Origin of the sequence: Sphingomonas sp. SAFR-052, from assembly GCF_051965015.1 — a bacterium.
GTDB lineage: Bacteria > Pseudomonadota > Alphaproteobacteria > Sphingomonadales > Sphingomonadaceae > Sphingomonas.
Map to the genome: position 1 here is coordinate 39,112 of NZ_JBQCMO010000009.1, position 22,085 is coordinate 61,196.

Genomic DNA, 22,085 nt, shown 5'->3' on the forward strand with positions numbered 1-22,085 from the left:
TCGATCTCCCCGAACAGGTCAGGCGTCACGTTTTTCGTCTCCCAATCGATCGATGAAGCCGCGCATCGCGGCAAAGGCGGCATCGGCGTCGGCCGGATCGACATGCTCGGCCGGATGATGGCTGATCCCGCCGGCGCAACGCACGAACAGCATCGCCACCGGCCCCAGCGCCGCCATCGCCATCGCGTCATGCCCCGCCCCCGACAGCAGCCGCCGCGACGCCTGTCCGGTGGCGATGATCGCCGCGTCGAGCAGGTCCATCAGCCGCGGATCGCACGGACAGGGCGGCAGGTCGTGGATCGTCGCGAGGTCGAGCGTCACCCCCCGTTCCGCGGCAATGCGCTCCATCTCCGCCCGGATCGCCGCAGCGGCATGGTCGCGGCGGTCGGCGGCACCGGCGCGTATGTCGATGGTGAAGCGCACCTCGCCCGCGATCACGTTCGCGGCCCCCGGCGCGACCTCGATCCGCCCGACCGTCGCGACCAGATCGGAGGCGGCGGCAACGGCGATCTCCTCGATGGCCGTCACCATGCGCGCGGCGGCGGCCAGCGCGTCGCGGCGCAGGGGCATCGTCACCGTCCCGGCATGGCCGGCGACGCCGGTCACCGTGGCAGCAAGCCGCAGCTGCGCGGCGATGCCGGTGACGGTGCCGAGCGCCAGCCCCTCCGCCTCCAGCACCGGTCCCTGTTCGATATGCGCTTCCAGATAGGCGAGCATCGTGCCCGGCGCGCGGGCGGCGGTGGCGATCGACGCGGCATCGCTGCCGAATTCGCGCAGCGCCGCATCGACGCTGACCCCCGCCGCATCGGCCATGTCGGCGGCACCGGGCGAAAGCGTGCCCGCCACCGCGCGACTGCCGAGCATCGCGGCGGGAAAGCGCGATCCCTCCTCGTCGCCGAAGCCGATCACCTCGATCGCGAAGGGCAGCCGTCGCCCTTCGGCATGGAGCGCCGCGACGCATTCGATGCCGAGCATCACCCCCAGCGGCCCGTCATAGGCACCGCCGTCACGCACGCTGTCGAGATGGCTGCCGATGACCAAAGCGGGCGCAGCGGGCGTCGCGCCCTCGTACCGGCCGATCAGGTTGATTGCGGGGTCGCGGCGCACGGTCATACCCGCATCGGTCATCCACGCCCCGACCCGCTCGATCGTCGCGCGATAGGCCGGGGTCAGCCAGCCCCGGAACAGCCGGTCGGCCCGGTCGCTATACGGCGCGCGCGACAGTTCGAGGCAGCGTGCCGCCGCCCGTGCGCCCGATGGTGTCACCATGTCGCGACCATCCCGTCGCTGCGCGGATCGCTCGCCCCTTCGAGCACGCCGTCGGGGTGGCGGAGGACGGCCCCGGCATGGCCCATCATCGCCGACCATGCCGGCACCTGCTCGACCGTATGTCCCGCCTCCGCCAGTTGCGCGTAGAGCGCGGGATCGAACCCGGCCTCGATCTTCAGCGTCGTACTCGGATCGCCCCAGGTCCGTCCGAGCAGCCAACGCGGTGCATCGATCGCCGCCTGCAACGACTGGCCGAACCGCACATGGCGGCTGAAGATCGCCGCCTGCGTCTGCGGCTGCCCCTCGCCACCCATCGTGCCATAGGCCATGACCCGGCCATCGTCGAAGCGGGCGAGCGCCGGATTGAGCGTATGGAACGGCCGCGCTCCGGGGCGCAGCCGGTTGGGGCCGTCGCCAGCGAGCGCGAACGAACAGCCGCGATTCTGCCAGGTAATCCCGGTCTGCGGCAGGACGATGCCCGATCCGAATTCGAAATAGGTGCTCTGGATACAGCTGACCACCTGCCCGCGCGCATCGGCCGCGCCGAACCATGTCGTATCGCCCAGCGCCGGCGGATGCGGCCAGGGGGCGGCACGGGCCGGCTCGATCGCGGCGGCCATGCGGTCGAGCGCGCCGGCATCATCGAGCAATGCCTGCGCATCCTGCGCCATCGTCGCCGGATCACCGACATGCGCGTCGCGCCAGCGAAACGCCTGTTTCGTCGCCTCGACCAGCTGGTGGACATGGTCGAACCCGTCGGCCTCGGTCGCGCGCAACCGGTCGAACAGCGCGAGGATCAGCAGCGACGCCACCCCCTGCGTCGGCGGTGGCAGGTTGAACAGGCGCGCGCCGTCGATCGCGACGGTCAGCGGCGCCACCTCCCGCGCGGCGAACCCGGTGAGATCGTCCGCCGCCAACGGACTGTCCAGACGCCCCAAATCCTCCGCAATCGACTGTGCCAACGCACCGCGATAGAAACCGTCCAGCCCGTCCGCCGCCAGTCGCATGAGCGTCGTCGCGAGCGCCGGCTGCCGCAGCACCTCGCCCTCCCGCAACGGCCGGCCATCGGGTTCGAAGACCCGTGCATAGTCGCCGGGCAGATCGCGCAACGCCGCCGAAACGCTGGCGGCGACCTGTGCCCCGCCCGGGGTGACGACCACGCCGGTCCGTGCATGATAAATCGCATCGCGCAGCAACCGGTCGAGCGGCAGCGTCGATCCGCTCCGTGCCAACGCCGCCTGCCATGCCGCGACGGTGCCCGCGACCGTATTCGCCGCCAGGCCGCCGCGCCACGGGATCGTCGCATGGTCGCGGTACAGATCGGGACCGGCCGCCATCGCCGCCGGGCCGCAGCCATCGATCGCCCAGTTGCTGCCATCGGGCTCGGCGACCAGCCAGAAACCGTCGCCGCCGATCCCGGTCATGTGCGGATAGACGACGGCAAGGCACGCGGCGGTCGCCACCGCCGCCTCGACCGCGCTGCCGCCATCGGCCAGCACGTCGCGCCCGGCCTGTGCGGCAAGGTGATGCGGCGCGCTGACCATGCCGCGCAGCGCCCGGGGCGTCGCGCGCGTCATGCCGCCACCGCCAGTGCGCTCCGACAGGCGACCAGCCCCGCCGCGACCAACTCCGCCGCGGTATCGAACAACAGCGCCTCGCGCCCCGGCGCGGCGATCAGCTGCACCCCGATCGGCATCGCCCCTGCCTGTGCCAGCGGCACCGACAGGATCGGCACCCCGGCCAGGCTCAGCGGCTGGGTATGCAGCCCCAGATCGGCGCGCGCCGACAGCGACTGGCCATCGATCACGATCGTCGTCGCATCGATGCGCGGCGCGGCCATCGGCGTCGCCGGGGCGAGCAGCAGGTCGTGCGTCGCCAGCGCCTCCAGCAATTCGTCGGTGAAGCGCGCGGCGACCGCCTCCGCCTCGCGCACTGCCGCCACCGGCTGCAACGCGCCGGCGATCAACCGGTCGCGCGTGCCGGCATCGAACGCCATCGCATCGCGACGCAACGCCGGCAGATGGCGATGGCCACCCTCCGCCCCGGTCAGCACGAACCCCGCCGATCGCGCCGCCGCCGCCGACCGCAGCACGACCGGCGGTCCGGCGTCCAGATGCCGGGCGATACGATCGATCCCGGCGAGCACGGCAGGCTCGGCACGTTGCGCGAACCAGCCGCCTAACGGCGCGACCCGCCCTGCCCCGCCACCCGGTAATAACGGCGCGCCGGCCATCACCGCATGGGCGATCGCCATGTCCTCGACCGAACGGGTGAAGCAGCCGACCGTGTCGAGACGCTCGACGAAGGGATAGACCCCCGCGACCGGCACCGCGCCGAAGGTCGGTCGCAGCCCGAACACACCGCATAGGCTCGCCGGCACGCGGATCGATCCGTTGGTGTCCGACCCCAGCGCCAGCGGCACCAGCCCGGCCCCGACCAGCGCCGCCGACCCGCCCGACGATCCGCCCGCCAGTCGCTCGGGATCATGCGGGTTGCGAGTGGTGCCGAAATGCGCGTTCTCGGTCGAAAAGCCATAGGCGAATTCGTCCATATTGGCCGTAGCGACCAGCACCGCACCCGCCGCGCACAGCCGTGCCACGACCTCGGCATCGCACGCGGCCGGCGGTGCCCCCGCCAATTGCCGCGCACCGGCGGTGGTCGGCTCGCCGGCCACGTCGAACAGGTCCTTGACCGCGAACGGCACGCCGGCCAATGGCCCCGGATCGCGGCCGGCGGCGACCATCGCATCGACCCGCGCCGCATCGGCCAGTACCCGGTCGCGCAGCAGCCGGGTGGCGGCGTTCAGCGCCCCTTGCGCGCCGATGCGGTCGAGCGTCTCGATCGCGATCGAACGCGCCGTGCGGCGGCCGGCGCGCACCTCGGCGGCGATGGCGGTGGCGCTCATCGCGGCTCCTCCGCCAGTGCGGCGCGGACCGTTTCGTGATGGCGCGCCAGCAACCGCTGGTTGGCGACCACGCCGTCGAGCGCCGCCGCCGGCAGGACCATCCCGATCCGATCGGCCAGCAACAGGGCGAGCCGCCGTTCGTCTTCCGTCGCCTGGGTCATGCCGCCGTCTCCCCGCTTGCTGTCGATGCGATGGGTAGCGTCGCCGAACCGCTTGGCAGAAGCGCAATATTGCGCTCCGAGCGAACGCATTTTTCGCGCACTCAATCGAAGCGCTGTGTCTCGAACGCGGCGAAATCGCGCTCGAGCCGCGCTTCGAGCCGCGCCTTGTGGTTGCCGGTCAGGAAGGTGCGGCACGCGGGCGCGTCGAGCATGCCGCAGGCGGCGATGCGCGGACCACCGGCGCGGTCCTGCCAGATGCTGCCGCCGGGCAGGAACGCATAATGCAGCGAATCGCGCGCGATCTGCTTCAGGTCGCGGTAGCGCAGCCCTTGTTCGGTCACCGCGCGCAGATATTCGTTGGTCATGTCGCTGCGCGCGACGCCTTCGTCATCGGTCGACAGCACGACCGGCACGCCTGCCTGTCGGTACAGCGACAGCGGATGGTCGCGACCCTTCACGCCCAGGATCACCGCGTTGCTGGTCAGGTTGACCTCCACCGCCACCCGGTCGCGCGCCATGCGGGCGAGCAGCGCCCGCGCATCGGTTTCATAGGAGATGTCGACGCCGTGCCCGATCCGCCGCGCTCCCGCGACCGCCACCGCATCCGCGACATGGAACGCCAGATCGCGCGGCGGCACCAGCCCGATGGTCAGTTCACCGGCATGCAGCGACAGCGGCACCGCGGGAAAGCGTTCCTTCAGAAACCGGAACATCCGCATGTGCAGCCGGTAATCGCGCAGCGCCACCGGGTCATGTTCGGGCGCGACGATGTTGACGCCGACGAACCGCGGATCGGCCCCGACCATCGCGAAGCCCAGCGCCAGTTCGGCAAAGACCTGTGCCGGCGGCCGGGTGCGGATCGCGGCGATCTGGTACCGGATCTCGGTCGCGCAGGCGGGTTTGGGCTCGGGCGTGGTGCAGCCGTCGATCGTTGCCATCTCCGCTTCATACCCGTCATAGCGCGCGCGCATCGCCCGTACCGCAGCCGGCAGTTCGGGGGCGATCCGCGCATACAGCGCCGCCAGATCGCCGACATCGCCCTCGGCGACTTTCGCCAGTTCGGGCGTCAGCCCCGCACCGGTGCTGAGTTCGGCATAGGACACGCCATCGGCCGCCGCCTGCTGCCGGGTCAGCGCCAGCACCTTGCCTGCATGGCGCGCCGCGATCGGCCAGAAGGCGTCGAACGTTGCGAAGAACCGATCATAGCCCGACACGCGCGGATCGCCGGTCCCCGCCTCGAACCCGCGCGTCGAAAAGGCGTCGACGAAGCCGGCGTAGCGCCGATAGTCGCGGGTCAGCTCGGCCGCCGCGACCCGTCCCGGCGCGTCGCAGGGCGGCGGCGCCAGCCCCGGCGGATCGATCGACAGGCACAGCCCGTCCGCCGCCGCCCAGGCAAGGATATCCTCGGCATAGACCGCGCCACCGGCATGATTGTGCAGGTCGCCGCCCTTGGGCATCGTCTGCAGGAAGATGCGTAGGCGCGGCGGGCTGTCGGCGATACTGTCGAGATACGCCGCGGTCCGTGCTTCGGGTGTGGCGGGAGCCGGCGCGGCACCGCCCAGCAATGCCGCCGCCAGCGTCAAGATCAATCCCGCCACGCTTGCGCGCATGGCGGCGCGGCCGTTGCTGCAACGGTCGTTCATCGCTGTCCCCCTTCATGCCGGCCCGCCGGCGCCCTCGGCGGATGGTCTAGGGACGGTGCCCGCTCGCGCCCATCGCAATATCCGGCACGTTGCGTTGCCGGAAACCGCGCAGGCTTGCCCGCTCTCATTTTTGCAACGCGGAATGCCGTTCATTGCGGTAGATCGCGCGCATGGCTGCTGGCATGACGGCGGCAGGGCGGGTTCCGGGGGACGGCATGACAGACACGATATCGGCACGACCGACGGCGACGATGCTGGAACGCCGGTTCCAGCTGTCCGAACGCGGCACGTCGGCGCGGACCGAAATCCTCGCCGGCACCACCACCTTCCTGACCATGGCCTATATCGTGCTGGTCAATCCGGCGATCCTGGGACAGGCGGGGATGCCGGTCGCAGCGGTCGCCGCCGCCACCTGCTTCGCCGCCGCCTTCGCCTCGATCCTGATGGGACTGGTCGCCAATGTGCCGCTGGCGCTGGCACCGGGCATGGGACTGAACGCCTATTTCAGCTTCACCGTCGTGCAGCAGATGGGAATCCCGTGGCCGGTGGCGCTCGGCTGCGTGTTCATTTCGGGCGTGTGTTTCCTGATCCTGACGCTGACCGGGGTGCGGCAACTGATCGTGTCGGTCATCCCGCCGCATCTGTTCGCGGCGGTCGCGGGTGGGATCGGCCTGTTCATCGGCTTTATCGGCCTGCGCAATGCGGGGATAGTCGTCGCCAGCCCGGCGACGCTCGTCGCGCTGGGGCCGCTGACCGCGCCGGGCGCGGCACTGGCGCTGCTCGGACTGCTGCTGATCGCGGGGCTGAGTATCTGGAACGTGCGCGGCGCGATGCTGATCGGGATCGTCGCCACGACCATCGTCGCATGGCTGACCGGACAGGTCACGATGACCCCCGAACCCTATAGCCTGACGATGTTGACGCAGACCGCGTTCCGTATCGACCTGCCCGGTGTGTTCGGCGCGGGCGGGCGGCATGGCCTCGGCCTGTTCGAAATCCTGTTCGTGTTCCTGTTCGTCGACCTGTTCGACAATATCGGCACGCTGGTCGCGGTGACCAAGCGCGCCGGGCTGATCGACGCCGCCGGGCGTATTCCCCGGCTGAACCGCATCCTGCTGACCGATGCGGTCGCGACCATGGTCGGCGCGGTGGCGGGGACCAGCACCGTCACCAGCTATGTCGAAAGTGCGGCGGGCGTGCAGGCGGGCGGGCGCACCGGGCTGACCGCGATCGTCACCGGCCTTCTGTTCCTGTTGACCATGTTCGTCGCTCCCTATGCGCAGCTGGTGCCGCTGGCTGCGACCGCCCCGGCGCTGATCGTCGTCGGCGGGCTGATGCTGCTGCCGCTGGTCGAGGTACAATGGGACGACCCGCTGGCGGCGATCCCGGCATTCCTCACCGTCGCGCTGATCCCGCTGACCTTCTCGATCGCCAATGGCCTCGCCTTCGGCATCACCGCCCATGCCGTGCTGAAGGCGATGCGGGGTCAGGCGACGCGTGCGGATTGGTTCCTGTTCCTGCTTGCCGCGCTGTTCATCGCCCGCTTCGCATGGATGGGGGCGGCGTGAGGCCATGACGATCCGCTTCCTGCTCGACGAACGCGTGGTCGAGGTCGCCGATGCCGCCCCGACCGCGACCCTGCTCGATCACCTGCGCTATCGCCTGCGCCGCACCGGCACCAAGGAAGGCTGTGCCGAAGGCGATTGCGGTGCGTGCACCGTGCTGGTCGGCGAGGCCGAGGGCGACGGCATCGCCTGGCGCGCGGTCAATGCCTGCATCCTGTTCCTGCCGATGGTCGATGGCAAGGCGGTGCTGACGGTCGAAAGCCTGGCACAGGACGGCGCGCCGACCGCGCTCCAGACCTGCATGGCGGGCAATGGCAGTTCGCAATGCGGCTTCTGTACGCCGGGCTTCGTCATGTCGCTCTATGGCCGGGCAGTGGGTGCGGCGGGACACAAGCTCCCGGTCGCCGACGTGATCGCGGGCAATCTGTGTCGCTGCACCGGCTATGGCCCGATCCTCAACGCGGCGAACGCGGTGCCGCGGATCGAACGCGACGACCGGCGGACGGCGGCGGCATTGCGCGAGTTGCGGGCGAACGACGCCCTCGGAACGCCGACCTGGTTCGCGCCGCGCTCCGCCGACGAACTGGCGGCATTGCTGATCGAGCACCCGCATGCCCGGCTGATCGCCGGAGCGACCGATGTCGGGCTATGGGTGACGAAGGGGCTGCGCGACCTCGATTTGCCGATATTCATCGGCGACGTCCCCGAATTGCGCACGATCAGCGAGGACGCGAACGGCGTCACGCTGGGCGCGGCGGTGCGCTATGCCGAGGCGCATGACGCGCTCGCCCGGCTGCATCCCGATCTGGGTGAACTGGTCCGGCGGATCGGCGGGTTGCAAGTGCGCAATGCCGGCACGATCGGCGGCAATATCGCTAATGGCTCACCGATCGGCGACGGCCCGCCCGCGCTGATCGCACTCGGCGCGTCGGTGGTCCTGCGCCGGGGCGACCAGCGGCGGACGCTGGCGCTGGAGGATTATTTCCTAGCCTATGGCAAGCAGGACCGCGCGCCCGGCGAATTCGTCGAGCGTATCCACATCCCCCGCCCCGCCCCCGACGCGATCGTCCATATCGCGAAACTGTCGCGCCGCTTCGACAGCGACATTTCGGCGGTATGCGGCGCGTTCCACCTGACCATGCGCGACGGCACCATCGTTGACGCGCGCGTCGCGTTCGGCGGGATGGCGGCGACCCCCCGCCGCGCCGCGACGTGCGAGGCGGCACTGACCGGCGCCCCCTTTACCGAAGCGACGATCGCCCGCGCCGTCGAAGCGCTGCGCGACGATTTCGACCCGCTTACCGACGTGCGCGGCAGCGCCGCCTATCGCCAGCAGGCGGCGGGCAATCTGTTGTGGCGGCTGTGGCACCGCGAACAGGGCGAACCGGTGTCGGTCCACGAGCTGTGCCGATGACGGCCCCCAAACCCTCGCTGCCGCATGACAGCGCGCTGCTCCACGTCACCGGCACGGCGCGCTATATCGATGACGAGGCCGAACCCGCCGACCTGCTCCATCTCGCCTTTGGCCAATCGACCGAGACCCATGCCGCGATCACCGGCATCGACCTGTCGGTGGTGCGCGCTTCGCCGGGCGTGGTCGCGGTGTTCACCGCCGCCGACATTCCCGGCCATAACGACGTCAGCCCGGTCGCGCATGACGACCGGCTGCTCGCCGATGGCGAGGTGCTGTATCGCGGACAGCCGATCTTCCTCGTCGCCGCGACCAGTCGCGATGCGGCGCGGCGCGCGGCGCGCCTCGGCAGGATCGACTATGCCCCCCGCCCCGCGCTGCTGACCATCGCCGATGCGCGCGCCGCCGATTCGTGGATCGAGCCGACCCAGCGCATGGCACGCGGCGACGCCGCCGCCGCGCATCGCCGTTCGGGCGGCTTCGCGATGGGCGGCCAGGATCATTTCTATCTGGAGGGTCAGGTCGCGCTCGCGCGGCCGGGCGAGGACGGACAGGTCCATATCGCCAGTTCGACCCAGCATCCCAGCGAAGTCCAGCATCTGGTCGCCGACCTGCTGGGCGTGTCGTCCGCCGACGTGACGGTCGAGGTGCGGCGCATGGGCGGCGCGTTCGGCGGCAAGGAGACACAGGCCGCCCCCTTCGCCGCTGCCGCCGCGCTGGTCGCCGCCAAGACCGGCCGCCCCGCCAAATTCCGCTGCGACCGTGACGACGACATGGTCCTGACCGGCAAGCGCCACGATTTCCAGATCGACTATGACGTGGGGTTCGACGATGCCGGCCATATCCTCGGCCTGATCCTGCGGCTCGCGTCGCGGTGCGGGGCGACGGTCGACCTGTCGCCGGCGATCAACGACCGCGCGATGTTCCATGCCGACAACAGCTACTGGCTGCCCGCGGTCGAGATTCTGTCCGAACGGCTGAAGACGCACACCGTCTCCGCCACCGCCTTTCGCGGGTTCGGCGGGCCGCAGGGGATGCTGGCGATCGAGCGGGTGATCGACGTCGTCGCCGCGGCTTTGGGGCGCGATCCGCTCGACGTGCGCACCGCCAATCTCTACGGCCCCGGCCGCGACGTCACCCCTTACGGCATGACCGTCGCCGACAATATCGCGCCCGCGCTGGTCGCGCGCCTGCGCCGCGACAGCGACTATGACGCGCGCCGCGCCGCCGTCCGTGCCTTCAACGACCGGCACCAAGTCCTGAAGAAGGGCATCGCGCTCGCGCCCGTGAAGTTCGGGATCAGCTTCACGACGACGCACCTGAATCAGGCCGGCGCGCTGGTCCATGTCTATGCCGATGGCAGCATCCAGCTGAACCATGGCGGCACCGAAATGGGCCAGGGCCTGTATATCAAGGTCGCACAGGTCGTCGCCGACGTGTTCGCCGTGCCGGCCGGCGTGGTGCGCATCACCGCGACCCGTACCGACAAGGTCCCCAACACCTCCGCCACCGCTGCCTCCTCGGGCGCCGACCTGAACGGCATGGCCGCGTTCGAGGCGGCGCGCACCATCCGCGACCGACTGGCGGGCGTCGCCGCCTCGATCGGCGGCTGCGAACCGGAGGCCGTTTGCTTCACCCCGGCGGGCGTCGTCGCCGGCGCGGAGACGATCCCCTTCGCCACCCTGTGCCGCAAGGCGCATCTGGCGCGCGTGTCGCTGTCCTCGACCGGTTTCTACGCGACGCCCGACATCGCCTATGACCGCGCGGCGCATAGCGGGCGGCCCTTCTATTATTTCGCATACGGCGCGGCCTGTGCCGAGGTGGTGGTCGACACGCTGACCGGCGAGCACCGCGTGCTGGCGGTCGATATCCTCCATGACGTCGGCCGGTCGCTCAACCCGGCGATCGACCTCGGCCAGATCGAGGGCGGCTTCGTCCAGGGACAGGGCTGGCTGACCACCGAGGAACTGGTGTTCGCCGATGACGGCCGGCTGCTGACCCATTCGCCCGCGACCTACAAGATCCCGACCGCCGCCGACCGGTCGCAGCGGCTGTCGATCGCGTTGTGGGACGGCGAGAATGTCGAACCGACCATCCACCGGTCGAAGGCGGTCGGCGAACCGCCGTTCATGCTCGCCCAATGCGTGCTGTCGGCGCTGGGCGAGGCGATCGCCGCCACCGCCCCCGACCGCCGCGCCTTCCCCCCGCTCGATGCGCCCGCGACGCCCGAAGCGATCCTGCGCGCCATCGCCGCGCATCGCGCATGAGTGCAGCGTGGCGCGAACGGCTGCGCAGGGTGGCGACCGACGATCGCATCGCGCTGGTCACCGTGCTCGCGACCGAAGGCTCGGCCCCGCGTGGGGCGGGAACGCGCATGGTGGTCGACGATGCCGCCTCGTTTGACACGATCGGCGGCGGCGCGCTCGAGCATCAGGCGATCGAACAGGCGCGGGCGATCCTCTCCCATCCGCCGGGCACATGGCGGGTGCAGGATTATCCGCTCGGCCCCCTGCTCGGCCAATGCTGCGGCGGGCGGGTGCGGCTGTTGATCGAGCGGGTCGACCCGGCGGCGCTCGACTGGATCGCTGCCACGACCCTGACGACCACGCTGCATCCGACGCAGGTCGCGCGCCACGCTGATCCGCTGGCCGCTATCGTGCCGCTGTCCGCGCGGGGCGAGCGCCCGGCGGCCGGCGCGACATGGTCCGAGCGGCTCGGCCAGTGGCAGCGGCCGGTCTATCTGTTCGGCGCGGGCCATGTCGGACAGGCGATCGCCCGCCGGATCGCCGGCCTGCCGCTGCGCCTCGCCTGGTTCGACAGCCGTCCCGAACTGGCGGCGACGCCCGGCGTGACGATCGTCGACGCGGATCGTCTGCCCGCCTGCCTCGGCGATGCGCCCGCCGACGCGGCGGTGCTGATCCTGACGCATGACCATGGTCTCGACTATCGGCTGACCCATGCCGCCCTGACGCGCGCGCCGCTCGCCTATGTCGGGTTGATCGGCTCGGCGACCAAGCGCGCCCGATTCCTCGCCCGTCTGACCCGCGAGGACGTGTCGGCCGACGCGCGTGCCCGGCTGACCTGCCCGATCGGGCTGGCGACGATTCCCGGCAAGGAGCCGGACGTCATCGCTTTGTCGGTGCTTGCCCAGCTTCTGACCCTTGATTCAACGCCCGAGCATCTATGACCCTACGCCTGTTCCGCGCCGAACTCCTGTCGGTTGCGACCGACCCTCGCGACGATGCCCATGCGATCCGCCACGAAGCCGACGGCCTGCTCGCGGTCGAGGATGGCGTGGTCGTCGCGCGCGGCGACTATGCGACGCTCGTGCCGCGCTTTGCGGGCCTGCCGGTCGAACGCCTCCCCGGCCTCGTCGTCCCCGGCTTCGTCGACGCGCATGTCCATTATCCGCAGATGGACCGCATCGCCTCGCATGGCGAACAGCTGCTCGACTGGCTGGAGCGGCATATCTTCCCGGCCGAGATGGCCTTCGCCGATCCGGTCCATGCCGCCGGGGTCGCCGATGCCTTCCTGACCGAATTGCTGCGCCATGGCACCACCAGCGCGCTGGTGTTCCCGACCGTCCATCCCGGATCGGTCGACGCGCTGTTCGCCGCCGCGCTCGACCGGCGAATGCGGATCGTGTCGGGCAAGGTGCTGATGGACCTCGGCCCCGATGGCCTGCGCGACGCGCCGGCGAGCGGCCGTGCCGACAGCGAGGCGCTGATCCGTCGCTGGCGCGGGCGCGGCCGGCTCGGCTATGCGGTGACGCCGCGCTTCGCCCTCACCTCGTCCGACGAACAGCTGGTACAAGCCGGGCAACTGCTCGACGCGCATCCCGACGTGCTGCTCCACACCCATCTAGCCGAAAACAAATATGAATGCGCCGCCGTTGCCGATCGCTTCCCGCACGCGCACGACTATCTCGACGTCTATGACCGGTTCGGACTGGTCGGCCCCCGATCGGTGTTCGCACACGGCATCCACCTGCCCGATCGCAGCTGTGCGCGCCTTGCCGAGGCAGGTGCGGGGATCGCAGTCTGCCCGACCTCCAACCTGTTCCTCGGATCGGGCTTCTTCGATTTCGGACAGGCCGATGCCTACCGGCTGCGCCTGGGGCTGGGCAGCGATATCGGCGCGGGCACGTCCTTTTCGCTGCTGCACACCGCCGGCGTCGCCTATCAGGCGGCGCTCGCCCGCGAAGTCCGGCTCGACCCGTTCCGCGCGCTGTATCTGGCGACCGGGGGCAGCGCGGCGCTGCTCGGCATCGCCGACCGGGTCGGCGCGCTCCTTCCGGGGCAGGAGGCCGATTTCGTCGTGCTCGACGACGCGGCGACGCCGCTGCTCGCGCGGCGGACGGCGGGGGCCGATCTGGCGACGCGACTGTTCGCGATGCAGGTGCTGGGCGACGACCGCACCGTACGCCGCACCTATGTGATGGGCGACTGCGCCTGGGACCGGGGGAATTGGTGATGCGGATAGTGCTGTGGCTGATGGCATTGCTGGCGGCGACGATGCCGGCCCAGGCACAGCCGGCGAAACGCCTCGTCATCGTCGACGACGAAGGCTTCGGCCTCGCCCATGCCATGCTGCTCGACGCGCCCGATGTCGAGGTGCTGGGCATCACCACCGTCAGCGGCAATGTCTGGGCCAATCGCGCCACCGCCATGGCGCTGAAGGGCGTCGAGCGCATGGGATTGCAGGTACCCGTCGCACAGGGCGCGACCTATCCGCTCGTCAACTCCGAAGTCCTGACCGAACGCTGGGAGGCGCTGTACGGCAAGCTGACGTGGAAGGGCGCGTGGATGAAGCAATGGGTCGAACCGACCCAGCAGAGCACCCCGCCCTATCACGGCCCCGACGATCCGGTCGACCTGCCCGGCGGCAATCCGACGACCCGCCCCTCGAACGAGATCGCCGCCAATTTCATGCTACGCATGGTCCGCGCCCATCCCGGACAGGTGACGATCATCGCCATGGGGCCGCTGACCAACCTCGCGCTGGCGCAGCGGCTCGATCCCGCCTTTGCCCGCCTCGCGAAGGAACTGGTCTATATGGGCGGCAGCCTCAATCCGCGGCAGGTGCTAAGCAGCGTATCAGCCACGCAGTTCGCCCGCGAATTCGTCCATTCGCCGCGCCGCGAATTCAATGCGCGCTTCGATCCCGAAGCCGCCAGCATCGTCTCGCGCAGCCCATGGCGGCGGATCACCATCGTCCCGACCGACCCGTCGACCGCGACCGAACTGACGCCCGCCCTGATCGCGCGGCTGCGCGCCGTGTCGCCGCCCGCCGTCGCCGCATGGATCGGTGCGATGGAACCGGGCTTTCCGCTCTGGGACGAAATCGCCGCCGGCATCTGGCTCGACCCGTCGCTCGTCACCGCGCGCGACACCGCCTTCGTCGATTACGACACGCAGTTCGGCCCGAATTACGGCGACATGCTGTCGTGGAGCGCGGGCTATCAGCCCGGCATCGGCGAACAGCGCGCCGACATCGTCCGCACGATCGATCCCGCCGGCCTTGAGGCGCTCATGCTCCGGCTGCTGGCGCACCCGGCGGGCGATAGGCGAAGCCGGTGAAGCACGCCTCGATCTCGCGCAGCACCATCGCCGCCGCATAGGATGGCGTCCGCGCAGTCGCGGTGCATAGCGCCAGCGTCATCGGCCGCAGCACCTTGTCGACGATCCGGGTAAAGGCGAGCGTGCCGGCGCGCACCTCGGTCGATACGTCGAGCGAGGTCAGGATGCCGATACTGTCGCCCGCCTCGATCAGCGACGCGATCATCTGGATATTGTCCGACGTCACCCGCCGGTGGAGCGAGACCCCCGACGTCGCCTCCAGCACCGCGACCTGCTGATGCACCGCCAGCGGGGCGGCGGGCAGGATCACCGATTGGCCGTCGCAATCCGAAAACCGCACCTCCGCCTTGCGCGCCAGCGGATGCGAGGGCGGCGACACGATGCCGAGCACCACGTCGACAAAGGCCCGCACCGTCAGGTCCTGATAGGATTGCGGATCGAACAGAATGCCGAAATCGACGTCGTTGGCCGCGATCGCGCGGCGCACCTGTTCGTTGCCCAGCACATGCACCCCCATGGTGATGCCGGGATGGCTCTGCTGGATCGCATGGATCGCGGCGGGCATCACCCCCTTGGCCAGCGCGTCGATGACCGCGATGTCGACATGGCCGCGCTTCAGCCCGCGCAGGTCCTCGATCTGCGACAGCGTGTCGCCCAGCTGCTTCTGCCAGCGGCCACCCGCCGCCATCATCACCTCGCCCGCCGCCGTCAGCCTCAAGCCGGTCGGCAGCCGTTCGAACAGCTGCACGCCCAGCCGCGCCTCGGCATTCAGTATCTGGCGATCGATCGCCGAGGCCGAGACGGACAGTTCATCGGCGGCGCGGCGGATCGAGCCGAGGCGCCCGACGGCCATGAAATAGCGGATGAACCGCGACAGCGCCGGCATGCGCTAATTTTTGCAACGGATCGTCGTCATCATTGCGTTTGAATGCAACGATCCCGCCCCGTACGTCAACGTCCAAGTCGGAGACGGAAGGCGGCTGCATAGCGATGGCCGCACCGGACCGATCGGCACGACGACGCCGGACATGCACCGGCGCGACTGCGAACAGGAGAGGCGGGGACATTAGCGACGGTCCGGCCGCGGGGAACCGGTCGGGCGTCACAGGGGGCTGACCATGACGATGCTTGCGCGCTCGAACTCCATCGACCTGCACCGATCGAAACCGGGTCGCCGCACCGGCCCCGCCCTGTTCGCGGCGCTGCTGTGCGGAACGGCGCTGGCCATGCCCGCGCATGCGCAGGAAGCGACCGCCACGGCCGAGGCCGATGCGCAGGACGGCAACGACATCGTCGTCACCGGCTCGCTCAACGCGCTGCCGGTCAAGGACGTCGGCTCGGTCTTCGGCTTCGATAAGACGCTGGTCGAAACGCCGCGCTCGGCCTCGACGATCAGCGACGAACAGATCGAACGTTTCGGCATCACCGATATCTACGACCTCGTCGCCCAGTCGCCGGGCACTTTCACCAACTCCTTCTTCGGGGTCGGCGGCGCGCTCGACATTCGCGGCACGCCGGGCGAGACCTATTTCCGGGGCGTCCGCCGGCTCGACAATGCCGGCAACTATCCCACGCCGATCGCCGCCGCCGACCGGATCGACATCGTCCGCGGCCCCGCCTCGCCGATCTACGGCCCGTCCAAGACCGGCGGCTATCTGAACTTCGTGCCCAAATCGGCGCGGGTCGCTGGCGGCGCGCTGCTCAGCAGTCCGCGCGGCGAGGTCAGCTATACCGGCGGCAGCTGGGACCGGAACAATCTGCGCGCCGAGGTGCGCGGACCGGTGCGCGTGCTCGGCGCCGATCTCGGCTACAGCCTCTATGCCGAGATCGAGGATTCGGGCAGCTATTATCGCAACATGTCGACCAAGCAGACGATCCTGCAGGGCGCGTTCGACCATCAGCTGACCGACCGCATCCGCATCGAGTTCGGCGGCCAGTACCAGAATTTCAAAGGGCAGCAGAATGGCGGCTGGAACCGCCTGACCCAGCAGCTGGTCGACGATAGCACCTATATCACCGGCACCGCCAAGCCGCTCGACACCGATGGCGACGGCCAGATTTCGCAGGGCGAGATCAACGCCTCGATCCCCGGCGGCCTGTCGATCTTCGGCAACTTCACCTGCCCGAACAGCAGCTTCAGTCCGTTCGCCAGCGGCTTCACCGACGCCTGCTTCACCCAGACCTATCCGCAGCTCAACCTCGTCAACACCGGTACCGCCAAGCTCAGCCGCCGCGACGTGCTGACCGGCACCGAGGACAAGCTGACCAACAAGCAGACGACGCTCTATTACGACGTCACCTATGACGGGCCGGGCGAGCTGACCGTCAAGAACCAACTGTTCTTCGACAATACGCAGAATATCAACAACAACGATTACGGCTTTTCGCAGCGCGTCGATTCCTACGTCATCGAGGACAAGATCGTCGTTTCCAAGTCGATCGAGACCGGCATCGGCAAATTCTCAGGCCAATTCTCGCCGTCGATCCGCTATGTCAATTTCGACTATGGCGACGATTTCGACTTCGAATATTTCCACCGCGTCGATTTGATCCAGGGCTATACCCCGGCATCGAACCGGTTGCTCGCCAACGAATGCAATTGCGGCTATACCGACCGGGTCTTCGGCCACACGACCGATTACGGCCTCGCGGCGCTGGTCGATCTCGACTTCACCTTCGGCCTCGATCTGCTGCTCGGCGGCCGCTACGATAAGGTCGACGCATCGTCGCGCTATGACCCGACCGTCATGGACCGCGTGCCGGTGCGCAATTCGGCCAAGGGCAGCGACGATGGCTGGTCGTGGACTGCCAGCGCGTCGTACAAGCTGCCCTTCGGCATCATCCCCTATGCCACCGCGTCGCAGCAATCGACGATCGTCGTCGGCCAGGGGGCGGAGGTATTGCCCGAAGCGGTCGCGGGCGGCTTCATGTCGACCTCGCGTCTATACGAAGGCGGGGTGAAGGGCAGCTGGCTCAACGACACCCTCTATGCCGCGCTGTCGGTCTACAAACAGAACCGGACCGACTTCAACATCCAGTCGATCACCGTCAACCAGGCGGTCGAGACCAAGGGCGTCGAAGCCGAAGCACGCTGGGCGGTCGATCGCCATCTGCTCGTGACCGGTGCCTATACCCATACCGAGGTCGTGAACCTGACCGGGCTTCAGGCCGGAACGCTGTTCAGCTTCTTCGGGATCGAGGATCTGGTCAACGTCACGAACCCGACGCTGCATCTGGGCGGGCAGCCGATCGGGCTGGTCCCGATCAACAGCCGCAGCGATGCGCGCCGCGCCGGCATTCCCGCCAACCTCTATTCGGCCACCGCGACCTATGGCTTCGACAACGGCCTGTCGTTCAGCGGCAGCGTGGTGAAGGTGGACTCGGTGTTCTCGGGTCAGTCGCAGGCGGTGCGCCTGCCGGGCTATACGCTGGTCGACCTGTCCAGCTCGTACCAGACCGGCCCGTGGCTGTTCCGCGGCGTCATCAAGAACGCGACCAATGCGCGCTATTTCCGCGCCAACTTCACCGAATTGTTCGGCAGCACCATCGTGCTTCCCGAACGGCCGCGCAGTTTCCTCGCCTCTGCCGTCTATAAATTCTGATGGTGCGCGCGGGGGGAGTGCCGGCGAACGGCACCCCCCGCCCCGCCGGAGTATCGATCATGCGTCCTTTCGTCACCGGCCTGCTGCTCGCCGCCGCCGCGCCCGCCCTGTCGGCCCATGCCGCGCCGGCGCCCACCCCGCCCACCGCACCGCTCTGCGCGATCGCGGCGCCCTGCGCCAAACCGCTTCCGGTACGGATGGTGGTCGTTACCATGTTCGAAATCGGCAAGGACGAAGGCGACACCGCCGGCGAGTTCCAGCTGTGGAAGACCAGGCGCAACCTGTATCAGCGCATCCCCTTCCCGCACGGCTATCACGACCTCTATTACAATCCCGAAACCCAGATACTGGGCGTGGTCACCGGCGTCGGATCGGTCCGCGCCGCAGCGGCGATCACCGCGATCGGCCTCGACACCCGGCTCGACCTGTCGCACGCCTATTGGCTGGTGGCGGGGATCGCCGGCATCGATCCCGAGGACGCCTCGATCGGTTCGGCGGCATGGGCGCGCTATGTCGTCGACGGCGATCTGGCGCATGAGATCGACGCGCGCGAAATCCCGGCCGACTGGAAGAGCGGCTATTTCCCGCTCGACCGCCAGGGGCCGGACGACCCTGCCCCGCCGCGTACCGATGGCGGGGAGGTGTTCGCACTCAACCCGAAACTCGCCGAATGGGCCTATCGCCTGACCCGCGACACCGCGCTGCCCGACGATCCCGGCATCGCCCGCGAACGCGCGCGCTATACCGATCACCCCAATGCGCGAAAGCCGCCCTTCGTGCTGATGGGCGACCAGTTTTCCGCGATGACCTTCTGGCATGGCAGCCTGCTCAACCGCTGGGCCAACGACCACACCCGCTATTTCACGCAAGGGAAAGGCAGCTTCGTCACTAGCGCGATGGAGGAGACCGGCACGCTCCAGGCGATCGAATATCTCTCGAAGATCGGCCGCGTCGACAAGGACCGCGTCCTCGTCCTGCGCACCGGCAGCAACTATACCATGCCGCCGCCGGGCGTCACCGCCGCCGACTATCTGCTGCGCGAGAATGAAGGCTATGCCGGGCTGAACGCCTCGGTCGAAAGCCTGTACCGCGTCGGCAACCGGGTGGTCGACGAACTGCTCGCCCATTGGGACCGCTACCGCACCACGCCGCCGCAATAATGCTGACCGTCCTCCATTCGGCCGCCGCGCTTGTCACCATGGACGATGACGGGCGCGAGATCGCCGATGGCGCGATCGCGTGGCGTGACGGGGTGATCGCCGCGATCGGCACGACCGATGCGCTGGCCCCGCTGCGCCAGGTCGCCGACCGGACGATCGATGCGCGCGGCTGCGTGGTGACGCCGGGGCTGGTCAACACCCATCACCACCTGTTCCAGTCGCTGACCCGTGCGGTGCCGGGCGCGACCGATGCCTCGCTGTTCGGTTGGCTCAAGCGGCTCTATCCGATCTGGGCGCGCTATCGCCCCGACGACGTCCATGCCGCCACGCGCCTCGGGCTGGCCGAACTGGCGCTGTCGGGCTGCTCGCTCAGCACCGACCATCTATATCTCTACCCGAACGGCGTCACCCTCGACGACACCATCGCCGCCGCTGCCGATATCGGCCTGCGCTTCCATGCCACGCGCGGCAGCATGAGTGTCGGCGAAAGCGCAGGCGGCCTGCCCCCCGATGCGCTGGTCGAACGCGAGCCGGCGATCCTTGCCGACACGATCCGCGTGATCGACCGGTTCCACGATCCCGCTCCCGGTGCGATGGTCCGCATCGCCGTCGCCCCCTGTTCGCCCTTTTCGGTCAGCGAGGGGCTGATGCGCGACGCGGCGCTGCTCGCCCGCGACAAGCGGGTGATGCTCCACACCCATCTGGCCGAGGATGCCGATGACGTCGCCTTCTCGCTCGAACGGTTCGGTTGCCGGCCGGGCGTCTATGCCGAACGCCTGGGCTGGACCGGGCCGGACGTGTGGCTGGCGCATTGCGTGAAGCTCGACGCCGACGAGATCGCGCTGTTCGCCGCGACCGGTACCGGCGTCGCCCACTGTCCCTGCTCGAACTGCCGCCTCGGCGCCGGCATCGCGCCGGTCGCGGCGATGCTGGCCGCCGGAGTGCCGCTCGGCCTCGGCGTCGACGGATCGGCATCGAACGACAGCGGCAATTTGTTGCAGGAGGCGCGTCAGGCGATGCTCCTCCAACGCGTCACCGCCGGCGCGGAGGCGCTGTCGCCGCGCGCCGCGCTGCGATTGGCGACGCGCGGCGGGGCGGAAATGCTGGGCCGTGACGATTGCGGTGCGCTGACGGTCGGTCGTCGCGCGGATCTGGCGGTATGGGACGTCGCGACCGCCGACAATACCGGCGCCTGGGATATGGTCGCCGGGCTGGTGCTGTGTCCGCCCGCCGGGGTGCGCGACCTGTTCGTCGAGGGGCGCGCGGTGGTTGCGGGCGGGGCGCTGCTCGGCGTGCCGATGGCAACGATCCTCGCCGATGCCCGCCGCTCTATCGCCCGCCTGAGCACTACACCATAGCGTCCTCCGCCGTCGAACGCGCACTGAAGAAGGCGTTGAGCCCGACCGCGCTGATCGATGCCAGCACGATCCCCGAATGGAGCAGCGGGGCGAGCGCCGCCGGCATCGCCTGGAAAAACCGGTCGGACAGCACTGGGATCAACCCGATGGCGATTGACACCGCGATCGTGACCAGCCGTTCAAAGGTCAGCTCGACCGATCCGAGGATGCGGATGCCGGTCGCCGCGATCATCCCGAACATGACCAGCGCCGCCCCGCCCAGCACCGGCAGCGGCACCGCCGCGACCAGCGCCGCCAGCTTCGGACAGAAGCCGAGGGCGAGCAGGATTACCCCCGCCCCGGCACAGACGAAACGCGACCGTACGCCGGTGATGCTCAGCAACCCGATATTCTGCGCGAAGGAGGTATAGGGAAAGGTGTTGAACACCCCTCCCAGCACCGTCCCCGCGGCATCGCCGCGCAGACCGCGTACCAGCTGCCGCCGGTCGACCGGGCGGCCGACCATCTGCCCGGCGGCCATGAACATGCCGAACGATTCGATCATCACCGTCATCATGACCAGGCACATCGCGATCGATGCCGGCAGGTTGAACATCGGCAACCCGAACTGGAACGGCCGCACCACCGCGAACCACGGCGCCTCGCGCACGGGGTCCAGGTCGACCTGTCCCATCGCGCCGGCGATGACCGTGCCGGCGACGGTCCCGGCCAGCACCGCGCCGCTGCGCAGCAACCCATGGCCGAACCGCATCAGGCACAACACCACGCCGAGCGTCAGCAATGCCAGCAACAGATGCGCCGGCGCGCCATAGCCGGGATCGGTCGGCTGCCCGCCCGCGGTCCAATTGATGCCGACCCGCATCAGGCTGAGCCCGATCAACAGGATCACCGTGCCGGTCACGGCGGGCGGGAACAACCGCGATACCCGCCCGACGAACGGCGCGACCAGAAACCCAAACAGCCCGGCGACGATCACCGCGCCATAGATTCCGCGCAGCACCGTTTCGGGCGGCGTGCGAGCTGCGTTGCCGGTCGCGATCATCGCCAGCATCGGGCTGATCGATGCGAAGGTCACCCCCATCACGATCGGCAGGCGGATGCCGACCTTGGGCAGGCCCAGCGTCTGGATCAGCGTCGCGAAACCGCACGCGACCAGATCGGCGCTGATGAGCAACCCCAGCTGCGCGGGCGGCAGGTTCAGCGCGCGCCCGACCACCAGCGGCACCGCCACCGCCCCGGCATACATCACGAGCACATGCTGGCACGCCAGCGGCAACAGCCGCCGCGCGGGCAGCATCGCATCGACGTCGTCCGCGATCACGGCGGCGGTGGCGGGTCCCTGCCCGGCGAGGGGCAACTGCGTCGTCGCCGATGGCATGGGACCGGTCTCCGTCTGTTGATTGCGTGCTGCGGCGCAACCTATCGACAGCCG

Annotated in this window: 16 protein-coding genes; 9 read left to right on the forward strand and 7 right to left on the reverse strand. The window is 69.3% G+C overall.

Going from position 1 to position 22,085, the window contains the following annotated elements; genetic code table 11:
• Positions 1 to 18 precede the first annotated feature (18 nt).
• The 5 genes from ACTHQV_RS15140 to ACTHQV_RS15160 form a co-directional block, all read right to left on the reverse strand.
• Positions 19 to 1,269, reverse strand: coding sequence for an allantoate amidohydrolase (locus ACTHQV_RS15140; protein WP_440491432.1), 1,251 nt, complete (start codon positions 1,267 to 1,269; stop codon positions 19 to 21).
• Positions 1,263 to 2,846: a gamma-glutamyltransferase family protein gene (locus ACTHQV_RS15145; RefSeq protein WP_440491433.1), complete on the reverse strand. Its 1,584-nt coding sequence runs from the start codon at positions 2,844 to 2,846 to the stop codon at positions 1,263 to 1,265. The genes ACTHQV_RS15140 and ACTHQV_RS15145 overlap by 7 nt, the downstream gene beginning before the upstream one ends.
• On the reverse strand, positions 2,843 to 4,174 hold the full coding sequence (locus tag ACTHQV_RS15150; protein WP_440491435.1) for an AtzE family amidohydrolase: 1,332 nt from the start codon (positions 4,172 to 4,174) through the stop codon (positions 2,843 to 2,845). The genes ACTHQV_RS15145 and ACTHQV_RS15150 overlap by 4 nt, the downstream gene beginning before the upstream one ends.
• Complete coding sequence (locus ACTHQV_RS15155) at positions 4,171 to 4,335, reverse strand: hypothetical protein (RefSeq protein WP_440491436.1); 165 nt, start codon at positions 4,333 to 4,335, stop codon at positions 4,171 to 4,173. The genes ACTHQV_RS15150 and ACTHQV_RS15155 overlap by 4 nt, the downstream gene beginning before the upstream one ends.
• A gap of 101 nt (positions 4,336 to 4,436) precedes the next feature.
• Positions 4,437 to 5,978: an adenosine deaminase gene (locus tag ACTHQV_RS15160; RefSeq protein ID WP_440491438.1), complete on the reverse strand. Its 1,542-nt coding sequence runs from the start codon at positions 5,976 to 5,978 to the stop codon at positions 4,437 to 4,439.
• 215 nt (positions 5,979 to 6,193) lie between these two features.
• Here ACTHQV_RS15160 and ACTHQV_RS15165 point away from each other — a divergent pair, with 215 nt between their 5' ends.
• Genes ACTHQV_RS15165 through ACTHQV_RS15190 form a run of 6 tightly spaced genes read left to right on the forward strand, consistent with a single transcriptional unit; the run spans position 6,194 to position 14,533 of the window.
• Entirely contained in the window at positions 6,194 to 7,546 is a 1,353-nt protein-coding gene (locus tag ACTHQV_RS15165) for an NCS2 family permease (RefSeq protein ID WP_440491439.1), read from the forward strand.
• Between the two features lie 4 nt (positions 7,547 to 7,550).
• Positions 7,551 to 8,957 carry a xanthine dehydrogenase small subunit gene (xdhA, locus tag ACTHQV_RS15170; protein ID WP_440491440.1) on the forward strand — a complete coding sequence of 469 codons (1,407 nt, stop codon included), beginning with the start codon at positions 7,551 to 7,553 and terminating at the stop codon, positions 8,955 to 8,957.
• The gene (gene xdhB / locus ACTHQV_RS15175; RefSeq protein WP_440491441.1) at positions 8,954 to 11,221 is read left to right on the forward strand and encodes a xanthine dehydrogenase molybdopterin binding subunit; all 2,268 of its coding nucleotides are present in this window, start codon (positions 8,954 to 8,956) and stop codon (positions 11,219 to 11,221) included. Before xdhA ends, xdhB begins: the two co-directional genes overlap by 4 nt.
• A complete protein-coding gene (gene xdhC, locus ACTHQV_RS15180) occupies positions 11,218 to 12,141 on the forward strand; it encodes a xanthine dehydrogenase accessory protein XdhC (RefSeq protein WP_440491443.1) in 924 nt (307 codons plus the stop codon). Before xdhB ends, xdhC begins: the two co-directional genes overlap by 4 nt.
• The gene (gene guaD / locus ACTHQV_RS15185; RefSeq protein ID WP_440491445.1) at positions 12,138 to 13,427 is read left to right on the forward strand and encodes a guanine deaminase; all 1,290 of its coding nucleotides are present in this window, start codon (positions 12,138 to 12,140) and stop codon (positions 13,425 to 13,427) included. The genes xdhC and guaD overlap by 4 nt, the downstream gene beginning before the upstream one ends.
• Complete coding sequence (locus ACTHQV_RS15190; RefSeq protein WP_440491446.1) at positions 13,427 to 14,533, forward strand: nucleoside hydrolase; 1,107 nt, start codon at positions 13,427 to 13,429, stop codon at positions 14,531 to 14,533. Before guaD ends, ACTHQV_RS15190 begins: the two co-directional genes overlap by 1 nt.
• Here ACTHQV_RS15190 and ACTHQV_RS15195 read toward each other — a convergent pair.
• Positions 14,484 to 15,419: a LysR family transcriptional regulator gene (locus tag ACTHQV_RS15195; RefSeq protein ID WP_242121773.1), complete on the reverse strand. Its 936-nt coding sequence runs from the start codon at positions 15,417 to 15,419 to the stop codon at positions 14,484 to 14,486. The genes ACTHQV_RS15190 and ACTHQV_RS15195 overlap by 50 nt on opposite strands.
• A 232-nt stretch (positions 15,420 to 15,651) precedes the next feature.
• On the opposite strand from ACTHQV_RS15195, the gene ACTHQV_RS15200 reads away from it, so the two are divergent.
• From ACTHQV_RS15200 to ACTHQV_RS15210, 3 genes are read left to right on the forward strand one after another with little or no spacing between them, the layout of a single operon-like run.
• Positions 15,652 to 18,135, forward strand: a complete 2,484-nt coding sequence (locus ACTHQV_RS15200) for a TonB-dependent siderophore receptor (protein WP_440491447.1) — start codon at positions 15,652 to 15,654, stop codon at positions 18,133 to 18,135.
• Between the two features lie 59 nt (positions 18,136 to 18,194).
• Positions 18,195 to 19,295 carry a purine nucleoside permease gene (locus tag ACTHQV_RS15205; protein ID WP_440491449.1) on the forward strand — a complete coding sequence of 367 codons (1,101 nt, stop codon included), beginning with the start codon at positions 18,195 to 18,197 and terminating at the stop codon, positions 19,293 to 19,295.
• Entirely contained in the window at positions 19,295 to 20,653 is a 1,359-nt protein-coding gene (locus tag ACTHQV_RS15210) for an 8-oxoguanine deaminase (protein WP_440491451.1), read from the forward strand. Before ACTHQV_RS15205 ends, ACTHQV_RS15210 begins: the two co-directional genes overlap by 1 nt.
• Here ACTHQV_RS15210 and ACTHQV_RS15215 read toward each other — a convergent pair.
• Complete coding sequence (locus ACTHQV_RS15215) at positions 20,643 to 22,031, reverse strand: nucleobase:cation symporter-2 family protein (RefSeq protein ID WP_440491452.1); 1,389 nt, start codon at positions 22,029 to 22,031, stop codon at positions 20,643 to 20,645. The two genes, ACTHQV_RS15210 and ACTHQV_RS15215, sit on opposite strands and share 11 nt — an antisense overlap.
• Positions 22,032 to 22,085 lie beyond the last annotated feature (54 nt).